Genomic DNA, 18265 nt, shown 5'->3' on the forward strand with positions numbered 1-18265 from the left:
AGCCTAGGCGCTCGGGTGCCTCAGGCGTCGGCGACCGTGACCAGCACGGCCTCGTCCTCGCTCTGGACGGCCGGGGCGCCGTGGCCGGGCCCGGCGTCGACGTGGGCCAGCAGCCCGCGGCCGGAGGCCAGCAGGGTCACGCCGAGGGCCACGGCGACGGCGCCGACCCAGAACGGCACGTGCACGCCGTAGGACTCGCCGAGCTTGCCGGCCAGCCACGGGGCGATGGCGCCACCGGCGAAGCGCACGAAGCTGTAGGCCGCCGAGGCCACGCCGCGCTCGACCGGGGCGGCCTTCATGACCGTCTCGGTGATGAGGGTGTTGTTGACGCCGAGGAACGCCCCGGCGACGACGACGCAGGTCGCCAGGACCGCCTTGTCGCCGGTCCACACCGCCATGACGACCAGCGTCGCCGCGAAGCCGGTGAGGGCGGCGACGACGGACGGGACGGTGCCGAAGCGCCGCTGCAGCCGCGGGGCGACGACCACGGAGGTGAACGCCAGCAGCAGGCCCCAGCCGAAGAAGATCAGGCCGACCTGATGCGGGCCCATGTCCAGCGGGAAGGGCGTGAACGCCAGCAGGGTGAAGAAGCCGAAGTTGTAGAGCAGGGAGGTCAGGGCCACCACGAGCAGGCCCTTGTGGCGCAACGCCCTGAACGGCTCGGTGATCGAGGTGGCCCGCTCGGCGCGCGGCGTGGCCGGGAGCACGAACGCGGTGGCGACGAAGGCCACGGCCATCAGCGCCGAGACGCCGAAGAACGGCCCACGCCAGGAGATGCCGCCGAGCACCCCGCCGAGCAGCGGGCCGGCGGCGATGCCCAGGCCGAGCGCGGCCTCGTAGAGGATGATCGCCTGTCCGACCGAGCCCCGGGCGGCCTTGACGATGGTGGCCAGCGCGGTGGCGATGAACAGGGCGTTGCCCAGGCCCCAGACGGCGCGGAAGGTCACGATGCCGCCGACGCTGTCCTGCGTCCCGGCCAGCCCGGCGCCGACGATGATGATGAGCAGGCCGATGAGCAGGGTGCGCTTGGCGCCGATCCGGCTGGAGACGAAGCCGGTGATGAGCATCGCGACGCCCATGACGACCATGTAGCTGGTGAACAGCAGCGAGACCTGGGACGGCGAGGCGCCGAGCTGGTCACCGATGGACTTCAGGATCGGGTCGACCAGGCCGATGCCCATGAAGGCGATGACACACGCGAAGGCCACGGCCCACACAGGTTTGGGTTGACGCCACACGTCACTGTCCTTTCGTTGCGGGAGAGGGGTCCTCGGCAGCCACGGCGATGGCGAGCAGCTCGCGCAGCACCGCCACGGCGTCCTCGAGCCGCGCACGGTCGGCCGCGCCGAGCTGCTCGACCACCGGCGCCACCACGGCGCCACGGGCCCGGCGCACCGACGCGAGCGTCTCGGCGCCCATGGGGGACAGGGCGATCAGGGAGGCGCGGGCGTCGGCGGGGTCGGCGGAGCGCTGCACCCAGCCGCGCTGCTCGAGCCGGCCCACCTGGGCCGACATCGTCGGCTGGCTGGTGTGGTCGGCCTGGGCGAGGTCGCCGATGCGGGACGGTCCGAGCTCGTCGAGCTGGGCGAGCAGGCGGGCCTGCGCCGGCGGCACGTCGAAGACGGCCTGGCGGCTGGCCCAGCGGTTGAGGCGCGCGACGACACCGAGCAGCTCGTCGCCGAGGGAGGGGGAGGTCACCCGAGGCATGATACATAGAGAACCTATGCAACTGCTCGTGCGGGTGGTCGGTTGTGGTGAGGTGTCCCCCATGACCCGTATGCCGTGTGGTGGCCTCCGATGCTGTTGAACCTGCGCCTGGCCGTGCCGCCGGGGCTGACTGCGCAGGTGCGCGGCCTGCTCGAGTCCGACGAGCGGGTCACCAACCTCGTCGTGCTGCCGGGCGCGGCGGTCGAGCCCGCCGGCGACGCGGTGCTGGCCGACGTGCCGCGCGAGGCCGCCGGGGAGCTGCTGGGCCGCCTCGACGCCATGGGCCTGGGCCACCACGGTGCGATGAGCGTCTCGGAGGTGACCGCGTCGCCCTACCGGCGCGCCCGCGAGGCCGAGGCAGCCGCGCCCGGCAGCCCCGATGACGGGGTCGTCTGGCGGATGGTCGAGGAGCGGGCCTGGTCCGACAGCCGCGGCTCGGTGTCCTTCTACGCCTTCCTCACCCTGGCCACCGCGCTCGCGGCGATCGCCGTCATCACCGACTCCTCGATCCTCGTCGTCGGGGCCATGGTCGTGGGGCCGGAGTTCGGCCCGGTCGCGGCCATCGCCACCGGCATCGTCCTGCGCCGGTGGGGGCTGGTCCCGCGCTCGCTGTCCCTGCTCGCGCGCTCGTTCTGCTTCGCCGTCCTCGTCGTCGCGGCCCTGGCCCTGGTGGCCCGCGGCCTGGGCTGGATCGACCCGTCCACGGTCACCCGGCCGCGGCCGCTGACCGGCTTCATCTGGCACCCGGACCGCTGGTCGTTCGTCGTCGCCCTGCTCGCGGGGTTCGCCGGCGTCCTGTCCCTGACCTCGGGCAAGTCCTCGGCCCTGGTCGGGGTCTTCATCTCGGTGACCACGGTCCCGGCCGCGGGCAACCTCGCCCTCGCCCTCGCGCTGTGGCAGGTGGAGGAGATGCGCGGCTCGGCGCTGCAGCTGGCCGTCAACCTCACCGGCATGGTCATCGCCGGGGTCATCACGCTGGTGGCGCAGCGGGTCGGCTGGCGGGTCGTGCAGCGACGGACCGGTGACGAGGTGGTGCGTGCCCGCTGAGGGCGCGCGCGGACGCCAGCGACCCGGCATACCGGACCGGGGTCGGGGCCGGTGAGGCGGCCACCCTCCCGGCGGCGGGGTGGAACCTCTACCGTTGCGCCATGGAGCCCGTCTACACACCTGTCATCGGGTTCGCCCGCGCCCTGTTCGCGTTCCAGGGGCTCCGGTTCCGGATCACGGGGCAGGAGAACGTCCCCCGCACCGGTGGTGCGGTCATGATGATCAACCACCTGTCCTTCTTCGACTTCGCGTATGCCGGGCTGGCTGCGGTCCCGTCCGGGCGCAAGGTGCGGTTCATGGCCAAGGAGTCGGTGTTCCGGCACCCCGTCGGGGGGCCGTTGATGCGCGGCATGGGGCACATCCCGGTCGACCGCGAGGCCGGAGCCGCCTCGTTCCGGGCCGCGGTGCAGGAGCTCAAGGCCGGCGAGGTGGTCGGCGTCTTCCCCGAGGCGACCATCTCCCGCTCCTTCGAGCTCAAGGAGTTCAAGAGCGGCGCCGTGCGGATGGCCAAGGCGGCCGGGGTGCCGATCCTGCCGACCGTGCTGTGGGGCTCCCAGCGGGTCTGGACCAAGGGGGAGAAGCCGCGGTTCGGGCGCAGCAACATCCCGATCTCGATCGCCGTGGGTGAGCCGGTGGAGGTCCCCCGCGGGGTGGACCCGGAGGAGGTCAACCGGGAGGTGCGCGAGCGGATGACCGCGCTGCTGCACGCGGCCCAGGAGAGCTACCCCGCGATGACCGGGGCCGACCTGCGGTTCCTGCCCGCCCGTCTCGGCGGCACCGCGCCGACGCCCGAGGAGGCCGCTGCTCGCGACGAGGCCGACGTCCGCGGCCGGCGAAAAGCGCGCCCCTGACACGGCGCGGAGTGCGATCCTGACGTTTGTCACCTGAGGTGGTGGCCTCGCCGGGTTAGCGTCGTGCCGGTCGCGCGCGCCGTCAGGGGAGCCGCCGGCCGACGACATCCGGAGGTCCTGTGCTTCTCCCGCTGCTGCGCACCTACCTGCGGCCCTACTGGGGTGCCATCACGCTGGTGGTGCTGTTCCAGCTGGTCCAGACGGTCGCCACGTTGTACCTGCCCGGCCTCAACGCCGACATCATCGACCAGGGCGTGGTCGTCGGCGACACCGGCAAGATCCTGTCCATCGGCGCCGTCATGCTGGCGGTCACGGTCGGTCAGGTCATCGCCTCGGGCTTCGCGGTCTACTTCGGCGCCCGCACCGCGATGGCCCTGGGCCGCGACCTGCGCGAGGCGGTGTTCGTCTCGGTGGAGCGCTTCGCGGCCCAGGAGGTCGGCCGGTTCGGCGCCCCGTCGCTGATCACCCGCTCCACCAACGACGTGCAGCAGGTGCAGATGGTCGTGCTGCTCTCGTTCACGATCATGGTCGCCGCGCCGATCATGTGCGTCGGCGGCGTGATCCTGGCCCTGCGCCAGGACGTGCACCTGTCGGCGCTGCTGCTGGTGTCGGTGCCGGCCCTGGTCGTGGCGGTCGTGCTGATCATCCGGCGGATGCGTCCGCTGTTCCGCTCCATGCAGGTGCGCATCGACGTGATCAACCGGGTGCTGCGCGAGCAGATCGCCGGGGTGCGGGTCATCCGGGCGTTCGTCCGCGACACCCACGAGCGGGAGCGCTTCGGCGGGGCCAACGACTCCCTCATGGACGTGTCGGTCCAGGTCGGCCGGCTCATGGCGCTGATGTTCCCCACCGTGCTGCTGGTCATGAACGTCTCCAGCGTCGCGGTCATCTGGTTCGGCGGGCACCGCATCGCCGAGGGGCAGATGCAGATCGGCACGATGACGGCGTTCCTCAGCTACCTCATGCAGATCCTCATGGCGGTGATGATGGCGACGTTCATGTTCGTCATGGTGCCGCGTGCCGAGGTCTGCGCCGACCGGATCACCGAGGTGCTCGACACCGAGCCGAGCGTGCGGGCGCCGGAGCGCCCGGTCCTGCGCCCCGACCGGACCGGGGCCGTCGAGCTGCGCGCGGCGAGCTTCGCCTACCCCGGCGCCCAGGAGCCGGTGCTGCGCGCCGCCGACCTGGTGGCCCGGCCGGGGGAGACCACCGCCATCGTCGGCTCCACCGGCAGCGGCAAGACCACCCTGCTCAACCTCATCCCGCGGCTGGTCGACGTCACCAGCGGGCAGGTGCTCGTCGGCGGGGTCGACGTGCGCGACCTCGACCCCGAGGAGCTGTGGGCCGGGATCGGCCTGGTGCCCCAGCGCGCCTACCTGTTCGCCGGGACGGTCGCCTCCAACCTGCGTTACGGCAAGCTGGACGCCACCGACGAGGAGCTGTGGGAGGCGCTGGAGATCGCCCAGGCCCGCGACTTCGTCGAGCGGCTCGGCGGGCTCGAGGCGCCCATCGCCCAGGGTGGCGGCAACGTCTCCGGCGGGCAGCGCCAGCGCCTGGCCATCGCCCGCGCCGTGGTGAGGCGGCCGGCGCTCTACCTGTTCGACGACTGCTTCTCGGCGCTCGACTACGCCACCGACGCGGCCCTGCGCGCGGCGCTGCGCCCGGTCACCCACGACTCCGCCGTCATCACCGTGGCCCAGCGGGTCAGCACCATCCGCGACGCCGACCGGATCGTGGTCCTCGACGAGGGCCAGGTCGTCGGCACCGGCACGCACCGCGAGCTGATGGCGAGCTGCCCGACATACCGCGAGATCGTCCTGTCCCAGCTGACCGAGGAGGAGGCCGCGTGAGCGGGCCGACGACCACCACCGCGTCCCGCCCGTCGCCCCCGCCGATGCGCGGCCCGATGGCCGCCATGATGGGTGGACCACCGGCCAAGGCGATGGACTTCCGGGGGTCGTCGCTGCGGCTGATCCGGTCCATGCGCTCGCACCGGGCGCTCGTGTTCACCGCGATCAGCCTCGGCGTGGTCAGCGTGGCCCTGTCGGTCACCGGGCCCCGGGTGCTCGGCATGGCCACCGACATCATCTTCGCCGGGCTCGTGGGCGAGCGGCTGCCCGCGGGCATCACCAAGGTCCAGGCCATCGCCCGGCTGCGGGCCACGGGGCAGGGGCGGATGGCCGACGTGCTCCAGGGCGTGGACGTCGTGCCCGGCCGGGGCGTGGACTTCACCGCCCTGGCGCACGTGCTGATGGTCGTGCTGGTCATCTACGTCCTGGCGTCGCTGCTGGCCTGGCTGCAGGGCCGGGTCACCACGCTGGTCGTGCAGCGCACCGTCTACGCCATGCGTCGCGACGTCGAGGAGAAGTTCGCCCGGCTGCCGCTGGCGTGGTTCGACGGGCGCTCCCGCGGCGAGGTGCTCTCGCGGGTCACCAACGACATCGACAACATCGCGCAGTCGCTGCAGCAGACGATGAGCCAGCTGCTGACTGCTCTGCTGACCGTCATCGGCGTGCTCACCATGATGTTCGTCGTCTCGCCGCTGCTGGCCGTCGTCGCCCTCGTGACCGTGCCGCTGTCGGCGCTGGTGACCGTGCGGATCGGCAAGAAGGCCCAGCCGCGGTTCGTCGAGCAGTGGGCCTCCACGGGCCGGCTCAACGGCCACGTCGAGGAGATGTACACCGGCCACGCCATCGTCAAGGTCTTCGGCCGGACGCAGGAGGCGCGCGAGACGTTCGTGGCGGAGAACGCCAAGCTGTATGAGGCGAGCTTCCGGGCGCAGTTCATCTCCGGGCTGATCCAGCCGGCCATGTTCTTCATCGGCAACCTCAACTACGTCTTCGTCGCGGTGATCGGCGGGCTGCGGGTGGCCTCCGGCGCGATCAGCCTCGGCGACGTGCAGGCGTTCATCCAGTACTCGCGGCAGTTCAGCCAGCCGCTGACCCAGGTCGCCTCGATGGCCAACCTGCTGCAGTCCGGGGTCGCCTCGGCCGAGCGCGTCTTCGAGCTGCTCGACGCGCCGGAGCAGAGCCCCGACCCCACGCCGGCGGTCGTCCCCTCAAAGGTGAGCGGGCGGGTGGCCTTCGAGGACGTGTCCTTCCGCTACGTGCCGGACACCCCGCTGATCGAGCACCTCGACCTGGTCGCCGAGCCCGGCAACACGGTCGCCATCGTCGGGCCGACCGGCGCCGGCAAGACCACGCTGGCCAACCTGCTGTTGCGCTTCTACGACGTCGACGCCGGGCGCATCACCCTCGACGGCGTCGACACCCGCGACATGCGCCGGGAGGACCTGCGCGACCTGTTCGGCATGGTGCTGCAGGACACGTGGCTGTTCAACGGCACGATCCGCGACAACATCGCCTACGGGGCGCAGGACCCGACGCCGGAGCAGGTGCTGGAGGCGGCCACGGCGGCCTACGTCGACCACTTCGTGCGCACGCTGCCCGACGGCTACGACACCGTCATCGACGAGGAGGGTGCCGGGGTCAGCGCCGGGCAGCGGCAGCTGCTCACCATCGCCCGCGCGTTCCTCGCCGACCCGGCCATCCTCATCCTCGACGAGGCGACCAGCTCGGTCGACACCCGCACCGAGGCGCTGGTCCAGCGCGCGATGGCCGACCTGCGCCGCGGCCGCACCAGCTTCGTCGTGGCCCACCGCCTGTCCACCATCCGCGACGCCGACCACATCGTCGTCATGGAGGAGGGGCAGATCGTCGAGCAGGGCACGCACCAGGAGCTGCTCGACGCCGGGGGCGCCTACCACCGGCTGTATGCCGCGCAGTTCAGTGGCGCCGTGGTCCAGGACGAGGAGCTGGCGGCGACGCCGACCCGCGTCGGTCGGTGACGGGGTGGTCGGTGCCGGCCCGTAGGGTCGGCGACATGACTCCCGTGCTGACCGACCACCACGACCGCGTCGCTGCCGGCGTCATCACCGCGCTGGCCGGCGAGGGTGCCCGGCTGCGCGAGGACCAGGCCGCCGCCGTCGCCGAGCTGTCCCGGCCGGCGTCGCGGGTGCTGGTCGTGCAGGCGACCGGCTGGGGCAAGTCGGCCGTCTACTGGGCTGCCACCGCGATCCGGCGCCACGACGGCGCCGGGCCCACGCTGGTCGTCTCGCCCCTGCTGTCCCTCATGCGCGACCAGGTGGCCGCGGCCGGGCGGGCCGGGCTGCGGGCGGCCACGTTGAACTCCTCCAACATCGACGCGTGGTCCTCCATCGAGCAGGCGCTGCTGGCCGACGAGCTCGACGTGCTGCTCGTGTCGCCCGAGCGCCTGGCCAACCCCGGCTTCGGCCGCCGCGTGCTCGACCGGCTCGCCGGGCGGCTGGGCCTGCTGGTCATCGACGAGGCGCACGCCGTCTCGGACTGGGGGCACGACTTCCGGCCCGACTACCGGCGCGTCTCCGATGTGCTGCGTGACCTCAACCCGGACACCCCGGTGCTGGCCACCACCGCGACCGCCAACGCCCGGGTCACCGACGACGTCTCGGCGCAGCTGGGCGAGTCGACCCTGGTGCTGCGCGGTCCGCTGGCGCGGTCCAGCCTGCAGCTCAGCGTCGTCGACCGGCTCACCCCGCTGCAGCGCTACGCCTGGGTGGTCGACCACCTGCCGGTGCTGCCCGGCTCGGGGATCGTCTACACGCTGACCGTGGCGGACGCCGAGCGGCTCACCGCGGCGATCCGCGAGGCCCACGGCGACGCGGTGCCGGTCGCGGCATACACCGGGGGACTGGAGTCGGGGGAGCGCGAGCGGCTCGAGGACGCGCTGCGGGACAACCGGCTCAAGGCGCTCGTGGCGACGTCGGCGCTGGGCATGGGCTACGACAAGCCGGACCTCGGCTTCGTGGTGCACGTGGGGTCCCCGCCCTCGCCGGTGTCCTACTACCAGCAGGTGGGGCGTGCCGGGCGCGGCATCGACCACGCGCTGGTCGCGCTGCTGCCCTCGGACGCCGACGCGGGGGTCTGGGACTACTTCGCGACCGCGACCATCCCCGACCCCGAGCAGATGCGCCAGCTGCTGGATGCGCTGCCGTCCGGGGAGGAGGCGGCGCCGGCCTCGGTGCCGGCGCTGGAGGCCGAGACCGGGCTGCGGCGATCGCGGGTGGAGCTCATGCTCAAGCAGCTCGCCGTCGACGGTGCGGTCGACCGGGTCGAGGGCGGCTGGGTCGCGACCGGGCGGGAGTGGACCTTCGACGCGCCCCGCTACGACGGGATCGTGGCCACCCGGCGGCGCGAGGCCGACATCATGCGGGCCTACGTGCGCGGGCAGCGGTGCCTGATGCAGCTGCTCCAGGAGTCCCTCGACGACGACAGCGCCCAGCCGTGCGGGCACTGCTCGGTGTGCCTGGGCCGGTTGCCGGAGTCGCTGTCCGGTGAGCCGTCGGCCGAGACGGTGGCCGCGGTGGCCGGCCTGCTGCGGGGCCAGGTCCACGAGCTCGAGCCGCGCAAGATGTGGCCGGGCGGGGCGTTCGGCACGCGGGGGCGGATCCCGCCGACGCTGATGGCCGACACCGGGCGGGTGCTGATCCATGCCGACGCGCCCGAGTGGCGCGAGGTGGTGGCCGGGTCGTTCGGGGCCGACGGCCCGGCGCCCCAGGAGGTGCTCGACGGGGTCGTGCGGCTGATGTCCTCGTGGCGCACCTCGTGGCCGGCCCGTCCGGACGTGGTCGTCGACCTGCCGGCGGCCGGCCTGTCGAGGCTCACCGGCGAGGTCGCCGACCACCTCGCGGCGGTGGGGCGGCTGGACCGGGCGACGCTGGCCCTCGACGGCGCGCGACCCGGGCGGGACCTCGGGTCCGCACAGGAGGCGGCGGCGTGGCGCTCCGTTGTCTCGGTGCCGCCGGAGACCGCCGCGGCGGTGGCGGGCCGGGCGGTCCTGCTCGTGGTCGACGCCACCTCGACGCAGTGGGCGGTCACGGTCACGGCGGCGCACCTGCGCCAGGCGGGGGCCGCCGTGGTGCTGCCGATGGTGCTGCACCGCCAGCCCTGAGGTTCGTCGGCGCGGAGGTCTGTCGTCGGGGTCCTGTCGGCGAGGGCTCTGTCGTCGGGGTCCTGTCGGCGGGGTCCTGTCGGCGAGGGCTCTGTCGGCGCGGAGTCTGTTGCCGGGGCTGTGCCGGCGTGTGCCCGCGGTCGCTCAGCAGCTGGGCCGGCAGCTGCGCTGGAGCAGCGCCTCCACGAAGACCGTCTTGATGTCGGAGGGCCGGCGGGCGATGTAGGACCTGCCCCCGGTCGCCCGGGAGATCTTCTCGAGCACCGAGGCGTCCGCGCTCGGACCCATGCCGACCGTGATCACCGGGATCGGCTGAGCCGGGTCGGACAGCTCGTTGAGCTTGGCCAGCAGCTGGTCCAGTGTCAGGCCGCTCGGGTCGTCGTTCTGGCCGTCGGTGAGGATCACCACCGAGTTGACCCGGGTGGGGTCATAGCCCTCCTTCACCCGCTGGTAGGCGGCCAGGACCGTGTCGTAGAGCCCGGTGTCTCCACCGACCAGGGCGTCGATGCCGGCGTTGGCGCGCAGCAGGGCGTCTCGCTGCGTGCCCGTGGTGCTGGGGGCGCTGAGCTCACCGGGCGGGACCAGCTCCTTCCAGTCCTTGCCGGGGCCGTCCTTGTCGGTGGCAAAGGCCCAGAGACCGACCTGCGAGCGGGGAGGGAAGATGCGCAGCGCGGTGTCGGTGGCGCCCTGCGCGATCGAGATGCGACTGGCGCCGTCGGACCGGGCGGTCATCGAGCCGGAGACGTCGATCACGGCGATCATGCGCATCTCCTTGGACACGGTGGTCCAGGTGCTCAGCGCCGCGTCGACCTCCTTGAGCGACGGGTCCGGCAACAGCCTGACGGCCGGACTCGGGACGCCGGGTGTCGGCGTCGGTCCGCCGGTGCCCTCCATGGTGCGGAAGCCCGCCGCCCGGACCGCTCGGTGGCCCGCCTCGGAGGTCAGCGCGTTGCGCAGGGACCGCACGGCCTTGCCCACGGCGTCCTGCTGGGTGGCCAGGGTGACGAACGGGTAGTCCAGCCGGCCGGTGCTCGGCGTCGGCACCACCGGCACGAGCAGAGCGTCGGCGTGCTGCAGGTCGTACTGCACGACCTGCTGCTCGCTCGCCGGGAACATCGGAGCCGCGGCCTTATTCGCGCTGGCCTCGGAGAACAGCTCGTCGGTGGAGTCCGCGGCGGTGCGGGACAGCCGGATCATCGCCCCACCGACGTCCTCCTGCATGGCCGGCGAGCTCCCCAGCGCCTTGCGGGCGGTGGTGAGCGCCATCATGGCGGTGGTCGAGTCAGCGGGGTTGCTCCAGCGGACCGGGGCGCTGCCGCCGAGCAGGTCCTCCCACGATGGAACACGCGCACCGGCATACCTCGCCGCCCGCTCCTGGGGCACGGCGATGACCAGGGGGCTCTGGGCGACGGTGACCGGTCTCGGCGGTGCGTCGCCGCCCAGCTGCGCGTTGACCCGCTGCACCCAGACGGAGGAGTCCGGCACCCAGGCGTCCGGGCGCTCGTCGCCGTCCCCGGCGATCTGGGAGACGGCAACGGCCGGCGGGACGGCGCTGATGTCGTACGTCGTGCAGCTGATCGCGTTGTTCGTGTCTGCCTGCACCCGGGTGGCGACCTTGCGCAGCACCGGGAGGAAGTCCTCGGTGGTGGAGACGCGCACGCGCGTGGGCTCGAGGCATGTCAGGGCGGCGGTGTTCAGCGCCGCTCCCACTCCTCCGGTGGCGACCACGATGGACAGCCCGGCAGCGACGAAGACCACCGGGATCACTCCGGCGACAAGCTTCACCCTCCGGGAACTGCGCTGGCGCTCGCGACGGCGAGCAGCCCGGGTCGAGCCGGTGGGACGGCGCGAGGGGGCGCCCTGAGTGCGAGACATTCGGGGTGTTGCTCCTGCTACGGGGGGACGCGCGGGGCCACCTCACCGGCGCAGCAGAGCATCGGAGCACCGGGCAGGGGTGAGGTCGCCCCAACGCCTGTGCGGGGAGGGTAGCCCGTTCCGGACATACCGGACAGTCATCTGTAGATTTCTTTCCCGGTGCGGTGGTGCGCGTGGACCCCGTTCACCCCGGCCGGGACCGGGAAGCCGCAGTTGGGAGCGGGTGGCACCCGCCGCGGGTCGGCCGGGCCGGCTGGGCACCGAGGGGGGCGCATCCCGATGATGGTCGGACGCCCTGTCGGTGGTCGAATGTATGTTCGAACCATGCATCAGGGGGATCGCCGTCAGAGGGCCGCGGCCAGCGGGTCCGGTGGCGTGCCCGCGGCGCGGTCGGGTGGGGCGGGGTCGGGTGGGGCGGCGGTGTCGTTCGCGGACCGGTTCGCGGCGGTGGGCGCGGCGCGGGAGGCGTTGACCGGGCTGGCCGAGGCGGTGCACCAGTGCCAGGGGTCGGACCTGGGCCCGGCGATGGGTCGGCTGGATGTGCTGCGGCGGTTGGTGGAGGCGGCCCAGGTCACGGTGCTGGGCGAGGGCCTGGAGCGGGGCGAGGTGGCCTCCTCGACCTGCTCAACGGCGGCGGGGTGGGTGTTGGAGTGGGCGCCGTCCTACCGGGCCGGTGGGACCGGTGACCTGGTCAAGGTCGCCCAGGCGTGCATCGGGAAGCCGGTGGGGGCGGGTGCCGCTCAGGTGTTGGACCACGGGTCGGTGCAGCGGGTGAGGTCGTGCGTGCTGGCCGGCCGGGTCAGGGTGCGCTGCGCGGCGGTCGCGCTGACCGAGATGCACAAGCTCGGCCCGCGGTTGACGCCGGCGGCGCTGCCCACGGTGTGGGAGGGGTTCCTGGCCGTGGCCGAGGAGGCGGGCCCGCGGGAGTTCCGGGGGTTGCGGGAGCGGATCATCGCCACCCACGGCCGACAGGACGAGTTCCAGGTCCGCCAGGACCGGCTCAGGCACGGGGTGTCGCTGTCGGCCGGGCGGGCCGATGACGGGATGGTGGAGTACCAGCTGCGCCTCGACCCCGAGGGCGCGAGCGTGCTCGAGGCCGCGATCGGTCCGTTGTCCGCGCCCAACCCGGTCGACGGCATCAGCGACCTGCGGAACAGCGACCAGCGCCGGGGGGACGCCCTGGTCGAGGCCTGCCGACGCTCGACCGCCGCGGGTGAGGCGCCGGTGCAGACCAAGGCGCAGGTCTTCGTGACCATGGACTTCGAGTCGTTGCGGGACGCGTGCGGGTCAGGGACGGTCCTCGGCGCCGGGGGTGTGCACGGCAACGGGACGCTGCTGGGCCCGGAGACGGTGCGCCGGATCGCCTGCGACGCGGCGGTCATCCCGGTCGTCCTCGGCACCCAGGGGGAGGTCCTCGACCTGGGCCGCACAAGGCGGCTTTTCAGCCCGGCGCAGCTGAAGCACCTCTGGCTCCGCGACGGCGGCTGCACCATCCCGGGCTGCGCCGCACCGCCGTGGTGGTGCGACGGTCACCACGTCATCCACTGGGCCAACGGCGGGGCCACCGATGTCGGCAACGCGGCGCTGTTGTGCGGGCGGCACCACACGATCGTGCACCAGCGCGGCTGGACCGCGACCGTGGCCGCGACCGGGGTCACCTGGCACCTATGAGGCCCCCGCCCCGCACCCGGCCCAAAAGCGGGCCGGGTCAGCGGCATGCCCGAGCAGTTGTCTGTTGCCAGGCCAGGACGGTGAGGCCACGCGCGGGACGGTCGGTCCGCCCCGGGCTGAGGACGGTCAGCCCAGCGTCAGGACTGCCGCGCTCGTGCTCACCGCGACTACTGCCGCAGCGACCATGGCCACCGTGCGGTCCGGCCAGGGCAGCCGCGGCCCCCGAGAGGCTGCAGGCTCACCGGGCGGGCGCTGCCGACGACGTCGGGCCGTGACGATGGCCGCGGCCACGAGGAGTACGCCGACCAGCAGCAGCCCCAACGAGGCGCCGAGGGTGCCGCCGAACCACTCCACCATCGTGGCCGGCAGGACCTGCAGCGCGGCGACGCTGCCGACGGCGAGCAGGACCACGCTCCGCGCGACGACGGCGGCCACCACGACAGCTGCCACCGTGGTCAGCGCCAGGATGATGCCCCAACGGGCCGGCATGGTGATCATGGCTCCGAAGATCGCCCCGGCCGAGCCGAGCACGACGCCGAGGTTCGCCCGCGAAGGGCGCCCGGCCCAGGCGAGGATCCCGCCCCAGGCCAGGAGAGCCCACACCACGCCCGTGCCCCACAGGGCCAGCCCGATCGCGCCGGCATCCTGGGTCGACAGGTAGGACGCCGACGAGGCGACCGTGCCCAGGACAGCGACCAGCGTCGCGACGTGCTGGAGAGGGTGGTGGTGCGCCCACCACAGCACCCCGGCGACCACGGCGGTCGGCCCGGTGATGAACAGGGCGAGGTCACTGTCGTGCAGGTTCAGCGACTCGGAGCCCAGCAGGCCGAGGAAGCCCGCGACGGCACCGGTGGCCGCCAGCCAGAGGACCGCCCGCAACCGATGCCCGGGGTCCCCGAGCCGCTGCGGCACCAGCGCACCGCCGAGCAGCAGCAGGGCCGCCGCCGCGCCGACGAGGGCCAGCCGGGCAGGCGTGCCCAGGTCGCCCCAGAACCGGGCCGTGACCAAGAGGCTCGCCACGAAGATGATGACGCCGCCGAGGTAGCCCAACGCCTCCGTGACCAGCGACGCGTGCGGGCTGGGTGGCGGGGCCAGCTGCGCCGCACCGGTTGCCGGGAGCTGTCGGGCCGTGGGCGGGGCGGCGACAGGCGCGGCTGTTGTCGGTGCGGCGCCGGCGCCTGCACTCGCGCCCGCACCGGGACCGGCAACGGCACCTGCACCTGCGCTGGGCCCAGCACCAGCAGCCGCGCCGGCACCTGCAGCGAGCAGGTCAGCGCGCATGCGGGCTGCCTGATCGGTTGTGATCACGCCGTCGGCCAGCCAGTGCTCCAGCAGCCGGTCGACCTCGCCGGGGAGGAAGGAAGGCGACCCGCCCTGCTCCGACGGGGTGGGCGGTGGCTGCTCGCGGGGGTCGGACGTGCGGGTCTCCATACCCTCAGCGTCTCGCCGGCCGCGGACGGCAGCCCAGACCAAGGTCCCCGCAGCCCTGCCCGGCCCGGTATGCCGGATGGTCACCAACCGGCATACCGGGCCAACCTAGATATTGTGGCGAGGCCCGCGGAGTGTGCGCGCTGTGTGAGCCAAGCCGGCCGAGCACGGGTGGCGAGCCCAGCGGTGTGGCCCAGCCGTGCGAGCTCAGCGGTTGCGCCGCCAGATGGCGGCGTTCAAGGCGGTGGCGAAGAAGCTCCACGCGGCGTACGGGGCCAGGGCGCCCGCCGCGCGCGCATCGCGGCGGCGAGCCTGGTCGACCAGGGCGAGGTTGAGCCCGTCGAGGATGGCGATGGCGGCCAGGCCCTGCCGCGGCGACCTGCCCTTGAAGAACACCCAGCACCAGCCGGCGTTGGCGGCAAGGTCGGCGGCCACCAAGGCTGCGAGCCGGCGGCGGGTCGCGGGGTCGGGCTCGGCGTCGATCATCCGGGCCGTGCCCCACGCGATGAGGCCGTAGAGCGGGGTCCACACCAGAGGGAAGGCGACGGGCGGAGGCTGCCACGGTGGCTTCTCCAGCGAGCGGTACCACCCTGACCCAGGGTCCGTGCCGAGGCTGCCGACGAGCGCTGTGGCGGCCGAGGCCAGCGAGGTGACCAGCAGGGTGCGCCTCATGGCCGTTCCGCCTCGACCGGCGGGCTCCACGGCTTCATCCACGGGGTCTCGGGCCAGCCCTCGGCGGCGGCCATGAGAGGGAAGGCCGTGGCCCCGTCGATCGACTCGCGGACGATGTCGGCGTGGCCGGCATGACGCGCGGTCTCCTGGATCAGGTGGAGCAGCACCCAGCGCACCGACCACGCCTCGACGTCCTGGGGGAACCAGGGCGAGTCCCGCGGCACCGGCACCGGTTGGCCCAGGTCTTCGACCTCGGCGATCGCCGCCTCGGTCTCGGTGGCCACCGTGTCGTAGAGGTCGAGGGCGTCCTGCAGCGTCTCGTCGTGGGCGAGGCGGAAGTTGGCGGCGTAGTCCTCGCGGCGGTAGGTCTGCGGCACGTCGCGCACCCGCTCGTTCCAGATCCGCTCGGCAGTCGCCACGTGCTTGATGATGCCGCCGACGCTGAGGCTGCTCGCGCTCGGCGTCGCCCGTGCTTGCTCGTCGGTGAGCCCCCACGCGGTCAGGCGCAGGACATGGCGCATCTGCGCGAGGTAGGCCATCAGGCCGTCGCGCTCGTCGGTGATGGGTCGGACAGTCCCCGGCATGGCACACCCCGTCGTCGCTGGACGTTGCTGCACTCCCGATGTTCGCACCCGCCACCGACAGCGGCCACCGTTGCCGGCGCCACGGCGCCACGGCGCCACCGGCGCCCCCGGCGGCCGGCAGCCCAGGTACTCGGGAGCCCGGTCCCAGCGCGGCGCACCCAAGGGAACCGGCACGGCATACCGGCCAATCCAGCCCTCGGACCGCTCCGAACCACGAGTGCGTCGCCGGCTCTGTCTGCCACCGCGCCCGTGCGGGCGTGCTCGGGCAGGATGGCGACCGGTCGGGCCGGGGACCTCCCGCCGACGCGGACACAGCAGGAGGAACCGCCCGTGACGACCACGCAGACCCGCCCCGCCGCGCAGGTCGACGGCAGCCGTTCGATCGCCCGCAGGCTCGGCGAGCTCGTCGAGCCGATGTTCGGCGGCGAGCTGCCGCTCCGCCTGCGGACCTGGGACGGCGCCGAGCACGGTCCCGCAGACGCCCCCGTCATCACCATAACCTCGCCGGATGCGTTGCGCCGCCTTCTGTTCCACCCCGGCGAGCTCGGTCTGGCGCAGGCCTACGTCACCGGCGAGATCGACGTCGAGGGTGACGTGCTCGACGGGTTCCGCCGGGTGTGGCGCACAGCCCGGGAGCGCAGCGTCACGCCGCGCCCCACGCCCGCGCTGCTGCTCCAGGCGGTCCGCACGGCCCGGGAGCTCGGCGCGATCGGCCGTCCGCCGATGCCGCCGGCATCCCAGGCCCGGCTGCGCGGCCGGCTGCACACCCTCGGGCGCGACCGGCAGGTCATCGCGCACCACTACGACCTGTCCAACGACTTCTACGCGCTGATCCTCGACCCGCACATGGCCTACTCCTGCGGGTACTGGACCAGCGACGACCCGTCGTACACGGTGCAGGACGCCCAGCGGGACAAGCTCGACCTCGTCTGCCGCAAGCTCGGCCTGCGCGAGGGAATGCGGATGCTCGACATCGGCTGCGGCTGGGGCTCGCTGACCCTGTATGCCGCGGAGCACTTCGGCGCGCACGTCCTGGCGGTCACCCTCTCCGCCGAGCAGCGGGCGTTCGTCCAGGCGCGGGTCGACGAGCGAGGCCTCGGCGACCGGGTCGAGGTCCGGCTGCAGGACTACCGCGAGGTGCCCGAGACCGGCTTCGACGCGGTCACCTCGATCGAGATGGGTGAGCACGTCGGCAAGGAGAACTACCCCGTCTTCACCGGTCTCATCCACAGCCGGCTCAAGCCCGGCGGCCGCGTGCTGGTCCAGCAGATGTCGCGCAAGGGCCACCACCCCGGCGGCGGCCCGTTCATCGAGGCGTTCATCGCCCCCGACATGTGGATGCGCCCGGTCGGCGAGACCGTCGACCTCATCGAGCAGGCCGGCCTCGAGGTCCGCGACGTGCACGTGCTGCGCGAGCACTACGTGCGCACCATCCACGCGTGGTACGCCACCCTCGAGCAGCGCTGGGACGAGGTCGTTGCCATGGTCGGCGAGGAGGTCGCCCGGGTGTGGCGCCTCTACATGGTCGGCAGCGCGCTGTCCTTCGAGGAGAACCGCATGGGCGTCGACCAGATCCTCGCGGTCCGCCCGGGCGCCGACGGCGTCAGTGGCATGCCGCCGGTCCGGACCTGGTGATGGCCTTCCCCTGGGGGGCGTTCGCCGCCGCGCTGCCGTTCACCATCCTCGCTGTCGTGGTCGTCCTCGGCGTGACGTTGCTGGTCGCCCTGCGTGCCGGCAGGCACGCCGTGGTCGACGTGGCGTGGGGGCTGGGCTTCGCTGCGGTGGCGCTCACGGCATACGCGCTGTCGGCGGGGGAGGGCGACGCGGGGCGTCGCCTGCTCGTCACCCTCCTGACCGTCGTGTGGGGCGCGCGCCTCGCCGTCCACATCGGGCGCCGCTCCCGCGGCCACGGCGAGGACCCCCGGTATGCCGAGATGCTCGCCAGCGCGCCGGGCAACCCCACCTGGTACGCCGTGCGCAAGGTCTACCTGACCCAGGGCGCGGTCATGTGGTTCGTGTCGCTGCCGGTGCAGGTGGCCTGCTTCGAGCCGGCGCCGCTGGGGCCGCTGGCCTGGGTCGGGGTCCTCGTCTGGCTCGTCGGCTTCTTCTTCGAGACCGTCGGCGACTGGCAGCTGACCCGCTTCCGCAACGACCCGGCCAGCACGGGCCGGGTCCTCGACACCGGCCTGTGGCGCTACACCCGGCACCCCAACTACTTCGGCGACGCGTGCGTGTGGTGGGGTCTGTCCCTGATCGCCTTCAGCGCGTGGCCGGGCATCCTCACCCTGCTCTCGCCGGTGGCGATGACGTGGCTGCTGGCCAAGGGCACCGGCAAGCCGCTGCTGGAGAAGGACATGTCCTCGCGCCGTCCCGGCTACGTGGACTACGTCAGGCGGACCAGCGGCTTCGTCCCGCTCCCGCCGAAGAAGGGCGCCGTCTGAA

Annotated in this window: 14 protein-coding genes; 8 read left to right on the forward strand and 6 right to left on the reverse strand. The window is 73.2% G+C overall.

The annotated features are described in order from the left end of the window. Nucleotides 1-20: 20 nt before the first annotated feature. Together FB474_RS07850 and FB474_RS07855 are read right to left on the reverse strand one after the other, a co-directional pair. Nucleotides 21-1217, reverse strand: coding sequence for an MFS transporter (locus FB474_RS07850; RefSeq protein ID WP_425465314.1), 1197 nt, complete (start codon nucleotides 1215-1217; stop codon nucleotides 21-23). 22 nt (nucleotides 1218-1239) lie between these two features. After that, nucleotides 1240-1698 (reverse strand): MarR family winged helix-turn-helix transcriptional regulator, encoded by a 459-nt coding sequence (locus tag FB474_RS07855; RefSeq protein WP_221632479.1) that lies wholly within the window; start codon nucleotides 1696-1698, stop codon nucleotides 1240-1242. A 99-nt stretch (nucleotides 1699-1797) separates the two neighbouring features. On the opposite strand from FB474_RS07855, the gene FB474_RS07860 reads away from it, so the two are divergent. The 5 genes from FB474_RS07860 to FB474_RS07880 all read left to right on the forward strand — a co-directional run bounded on the left by FB474_RS07860 (nucleotide 1798) and on the right by FB474_RS07880 (nucleotide 9593). Next, entirely contained in the window at nucleotides 1798-2754 is a 957-nt protein-coding gene (locus FB474_RS07860) for a DUF389 domain-containing protein (RefSeq protein WP_141788142.1), read from the forward strand. 101 nt (nucleotides 2755-2855) lie between these two features. Next, nucleotides 2856-3605, forward strand: coding sequence for a lysophospholipid acyltransferase family protein (locus tag FB474_RS07865; RefSeq protein ID WP_141788143.1), 750 nt, complete (start codon nucleotides 2856-2858; stop codon nucleotides 3603-3605). Between the two features lie 119 nt (nucleotides 3606-3724). Next, a complete protein-coding gene (locus FB474_RS07870) occupies nucleotides 3725-5455 on the forward strand; it encodes an ABC transporter ATP-binding protein (RefSeq protein ID WP_185746089.1) in 1731 nt (576 codons plus the stop codon). Between the two features lie 44 nt (nucleotides 5456-5499). Next, nucleotides 5500-7452 carry an ABC transporter ATP-binding protein gene (locus tag FB474_RS07875; protein ID WP_221632604.1) on the forward strand — a complete coding sequence of 651 codons (1953 nt, stop codon included), beginning with the start codon at nucleotides 5500-5502 and terminating at the stop codon, nucleotides 7450-7452. 35 nt (nucleotides 7453-7487) lie between these two features. Continuing rightward, nucleotides 7488-9593 (forward strand): DEAD/DEAH box helicase, encoded by a 2106-nt coding sequence (locus tag FB474_RS07880; protein ID WP_141788144.1) that lies wholly within the window; start codon nucleotides 7488-7490, stop codon nucleotides 9591-9593. 144 nt (nucleotides 9594-9737) lie between these two features. On the opposite strand, the gene FB474_RS07885 is transcribed toward FB474_RS07880, so the two are convergent. Then, nucleotides 9738-11351: a substrate-binding and VWA domain-containing protein gene (locus FB474_RS07885; RefSeq protein WP_221632480.1), complete on the reverse strand. Its 1614-nt coding sequence runs from the start codon at nucleotides 11349-11351 to the stop codon at nucleotides 9738-9740. Nucleotides 11352-11888: 537 nt separating this feature from the next. Here FB474_RS07885 and FB474_RS07890 point away from each other — a divergent pair. Beyond that, nucleotides 11889-13139: an HNH endonuclease signature motif containing protein gene (locus FB474_RS07890; protein ID WP_185746091.1), complete on the forward strand. Its 1251-nt coding sequence runs from the start codon at nucleotides 11889-11891 to the stop codon at nucleotides 13137-13139. 126 nt (nucleotides 13140-13265) lie between these two features. Here the strand turns inward: FB474_RS07890 and FB474_RS07895 are convergent, their stop codons facing one another. From FB474_RS07895 to FB474_RS07910, 3 genes are all read right to left on the reverse strand, one after another. Further along, complete coding sequence (locus tag FB474_RS07895) at nucleotides 13266-14570, reverse strand: hypothetical protein (RefSeq protein ID WP_185746092.1); 1305 nt, start codon at nucleotides 14568-14570, stop codon at nucleotides 13266-13268. Between the two features lie 204 nt (nucleotides 14571-14774). Then, on the reverse strand, nucleotides 14775-15239 hold the full coding sequence (locus tag FB474_RS07905) for a TspO/MBR family protein (RefSeq protein ID WP_141788148.1): 465 nt from the start codon (nucleotides 15237-15239) through the stop codon (nucleotides 14775-14777). Then, on the reverse strand, nucleotides 15236-15823 hold the full coding sequence (locus FB474_RS07910; protein ID WP_141788149.1) for a DinB family protein: 588 nt from the start codon (nucleotides 15821-15823) through the stop codon (nucleotides 15236-15238). The genes FB474_RS07905 and FB474_RS07910 overlap by 4 nt, the downstream gene beginning before the upstream one ends. A 330-nt stretch (nucleotides 15824-16153) precedes the next feature. Here FB474_RS07910 and FB474_RS07915 point away from each other — a divergent pair, with 330 nt between their 5' ends. Continuing rightward, complete coding sequence (locus FB474_RS07915; RefSeq protein ID WP_342778104.1) at nucleotides 16154-17458, forward strand: SAM-dependent methyltransferase; 1305 nt, start codon at nucleotides 16154-16156, stop codon at nucleotides 17456-17458. Then, nucleotides 17458-18264, forward strand: a complete 807-nt coding sequence (locus FB474_RS07920) for a DUF1295 domain-containing protein (RefSeq protein WP_221632481.1) — start codon at nucleotides 17458-17460, stop codon at nucleotides 18262-18264. Before FB474_RS07915 ends, FB474_RS07920 begins: the two co-directional genes overlap by 1 nt. The last annotated feature ends 1 nt before the right edge of the window (nucleotide 18265 follow it).

Source organism: Oryzihumus leptocrescens (assembly GCF_006716205.1).
GTDB lineage: Bacteria > Actinomycetota > Actinomycetes > Actinomycetales > Dermatophilaceae > Oryzihumus > Oryzihumus leptocrescens.

What these genes read in the sequence shown, in the direction of transcription:
- FB474_RS07865 (WP_141788143.1), top strand. Translation starts at nt 2,856, where the DNA reads ATGGAGCCCGTCTACACACCTGTCATCGGGTTCGCCCGCGCCCTGTTC.
- FB474_RS07860 (WP_141788142.1), top strand. Translation starts at nt 1,798, where the DNA reads ATGCTGTTGAACCTGCGCCTGGCCGTGCCGCCGGGGCTGACTGCGCAG.
- FB474_RS07905 (WP_141788148.1), bottom strand. Translation starts at nt 15,239, where the DNA reads ATGAGGCGCACCCTGCTGGTCACCTCGCTGGCCTCGGCCGCCACAGCG.
- FB474_RS07920 (WP_221632481.1), top strand. Translation starts at nt 17,458, where the DNA reads ATGGCCTTCCCCTGGGGGGCGTTCGCCGCCGCGCTGCCGTTCACCATC.
- FB474_RS07895 (WP_185746092.1), bottom strand. Translation starts at nt 14,570, where the DNA reads ATGGAGACCCGCACGTCCGACCCCCGCGAGCAGCCACCGCCCACCCCG.
- FB474_RS07910 (WP_141788149.1), bottom strand. Translation starts at nt 15,823, where the DNA reads ATGCCGGGGACTGTCCGACCCATCACCGACGAGCGCGACGGCCTGATG.
- FB474_RS07880 (WP_141788144.1), top strand. Translation starts at nt 7,488, where the DNA reads ATGACTCCCGTGCTGACCGACCACCACGACCGCGTCGCTGCCGGCGTC.
- FB474_RS07875 (WP_221632604.1), top strand. Translation starts at nt 5,500, where the DNA reads ATGCGCGGCCCGATGGCCGCCATGATGGGTGGACCACCGGCCAAGGCG.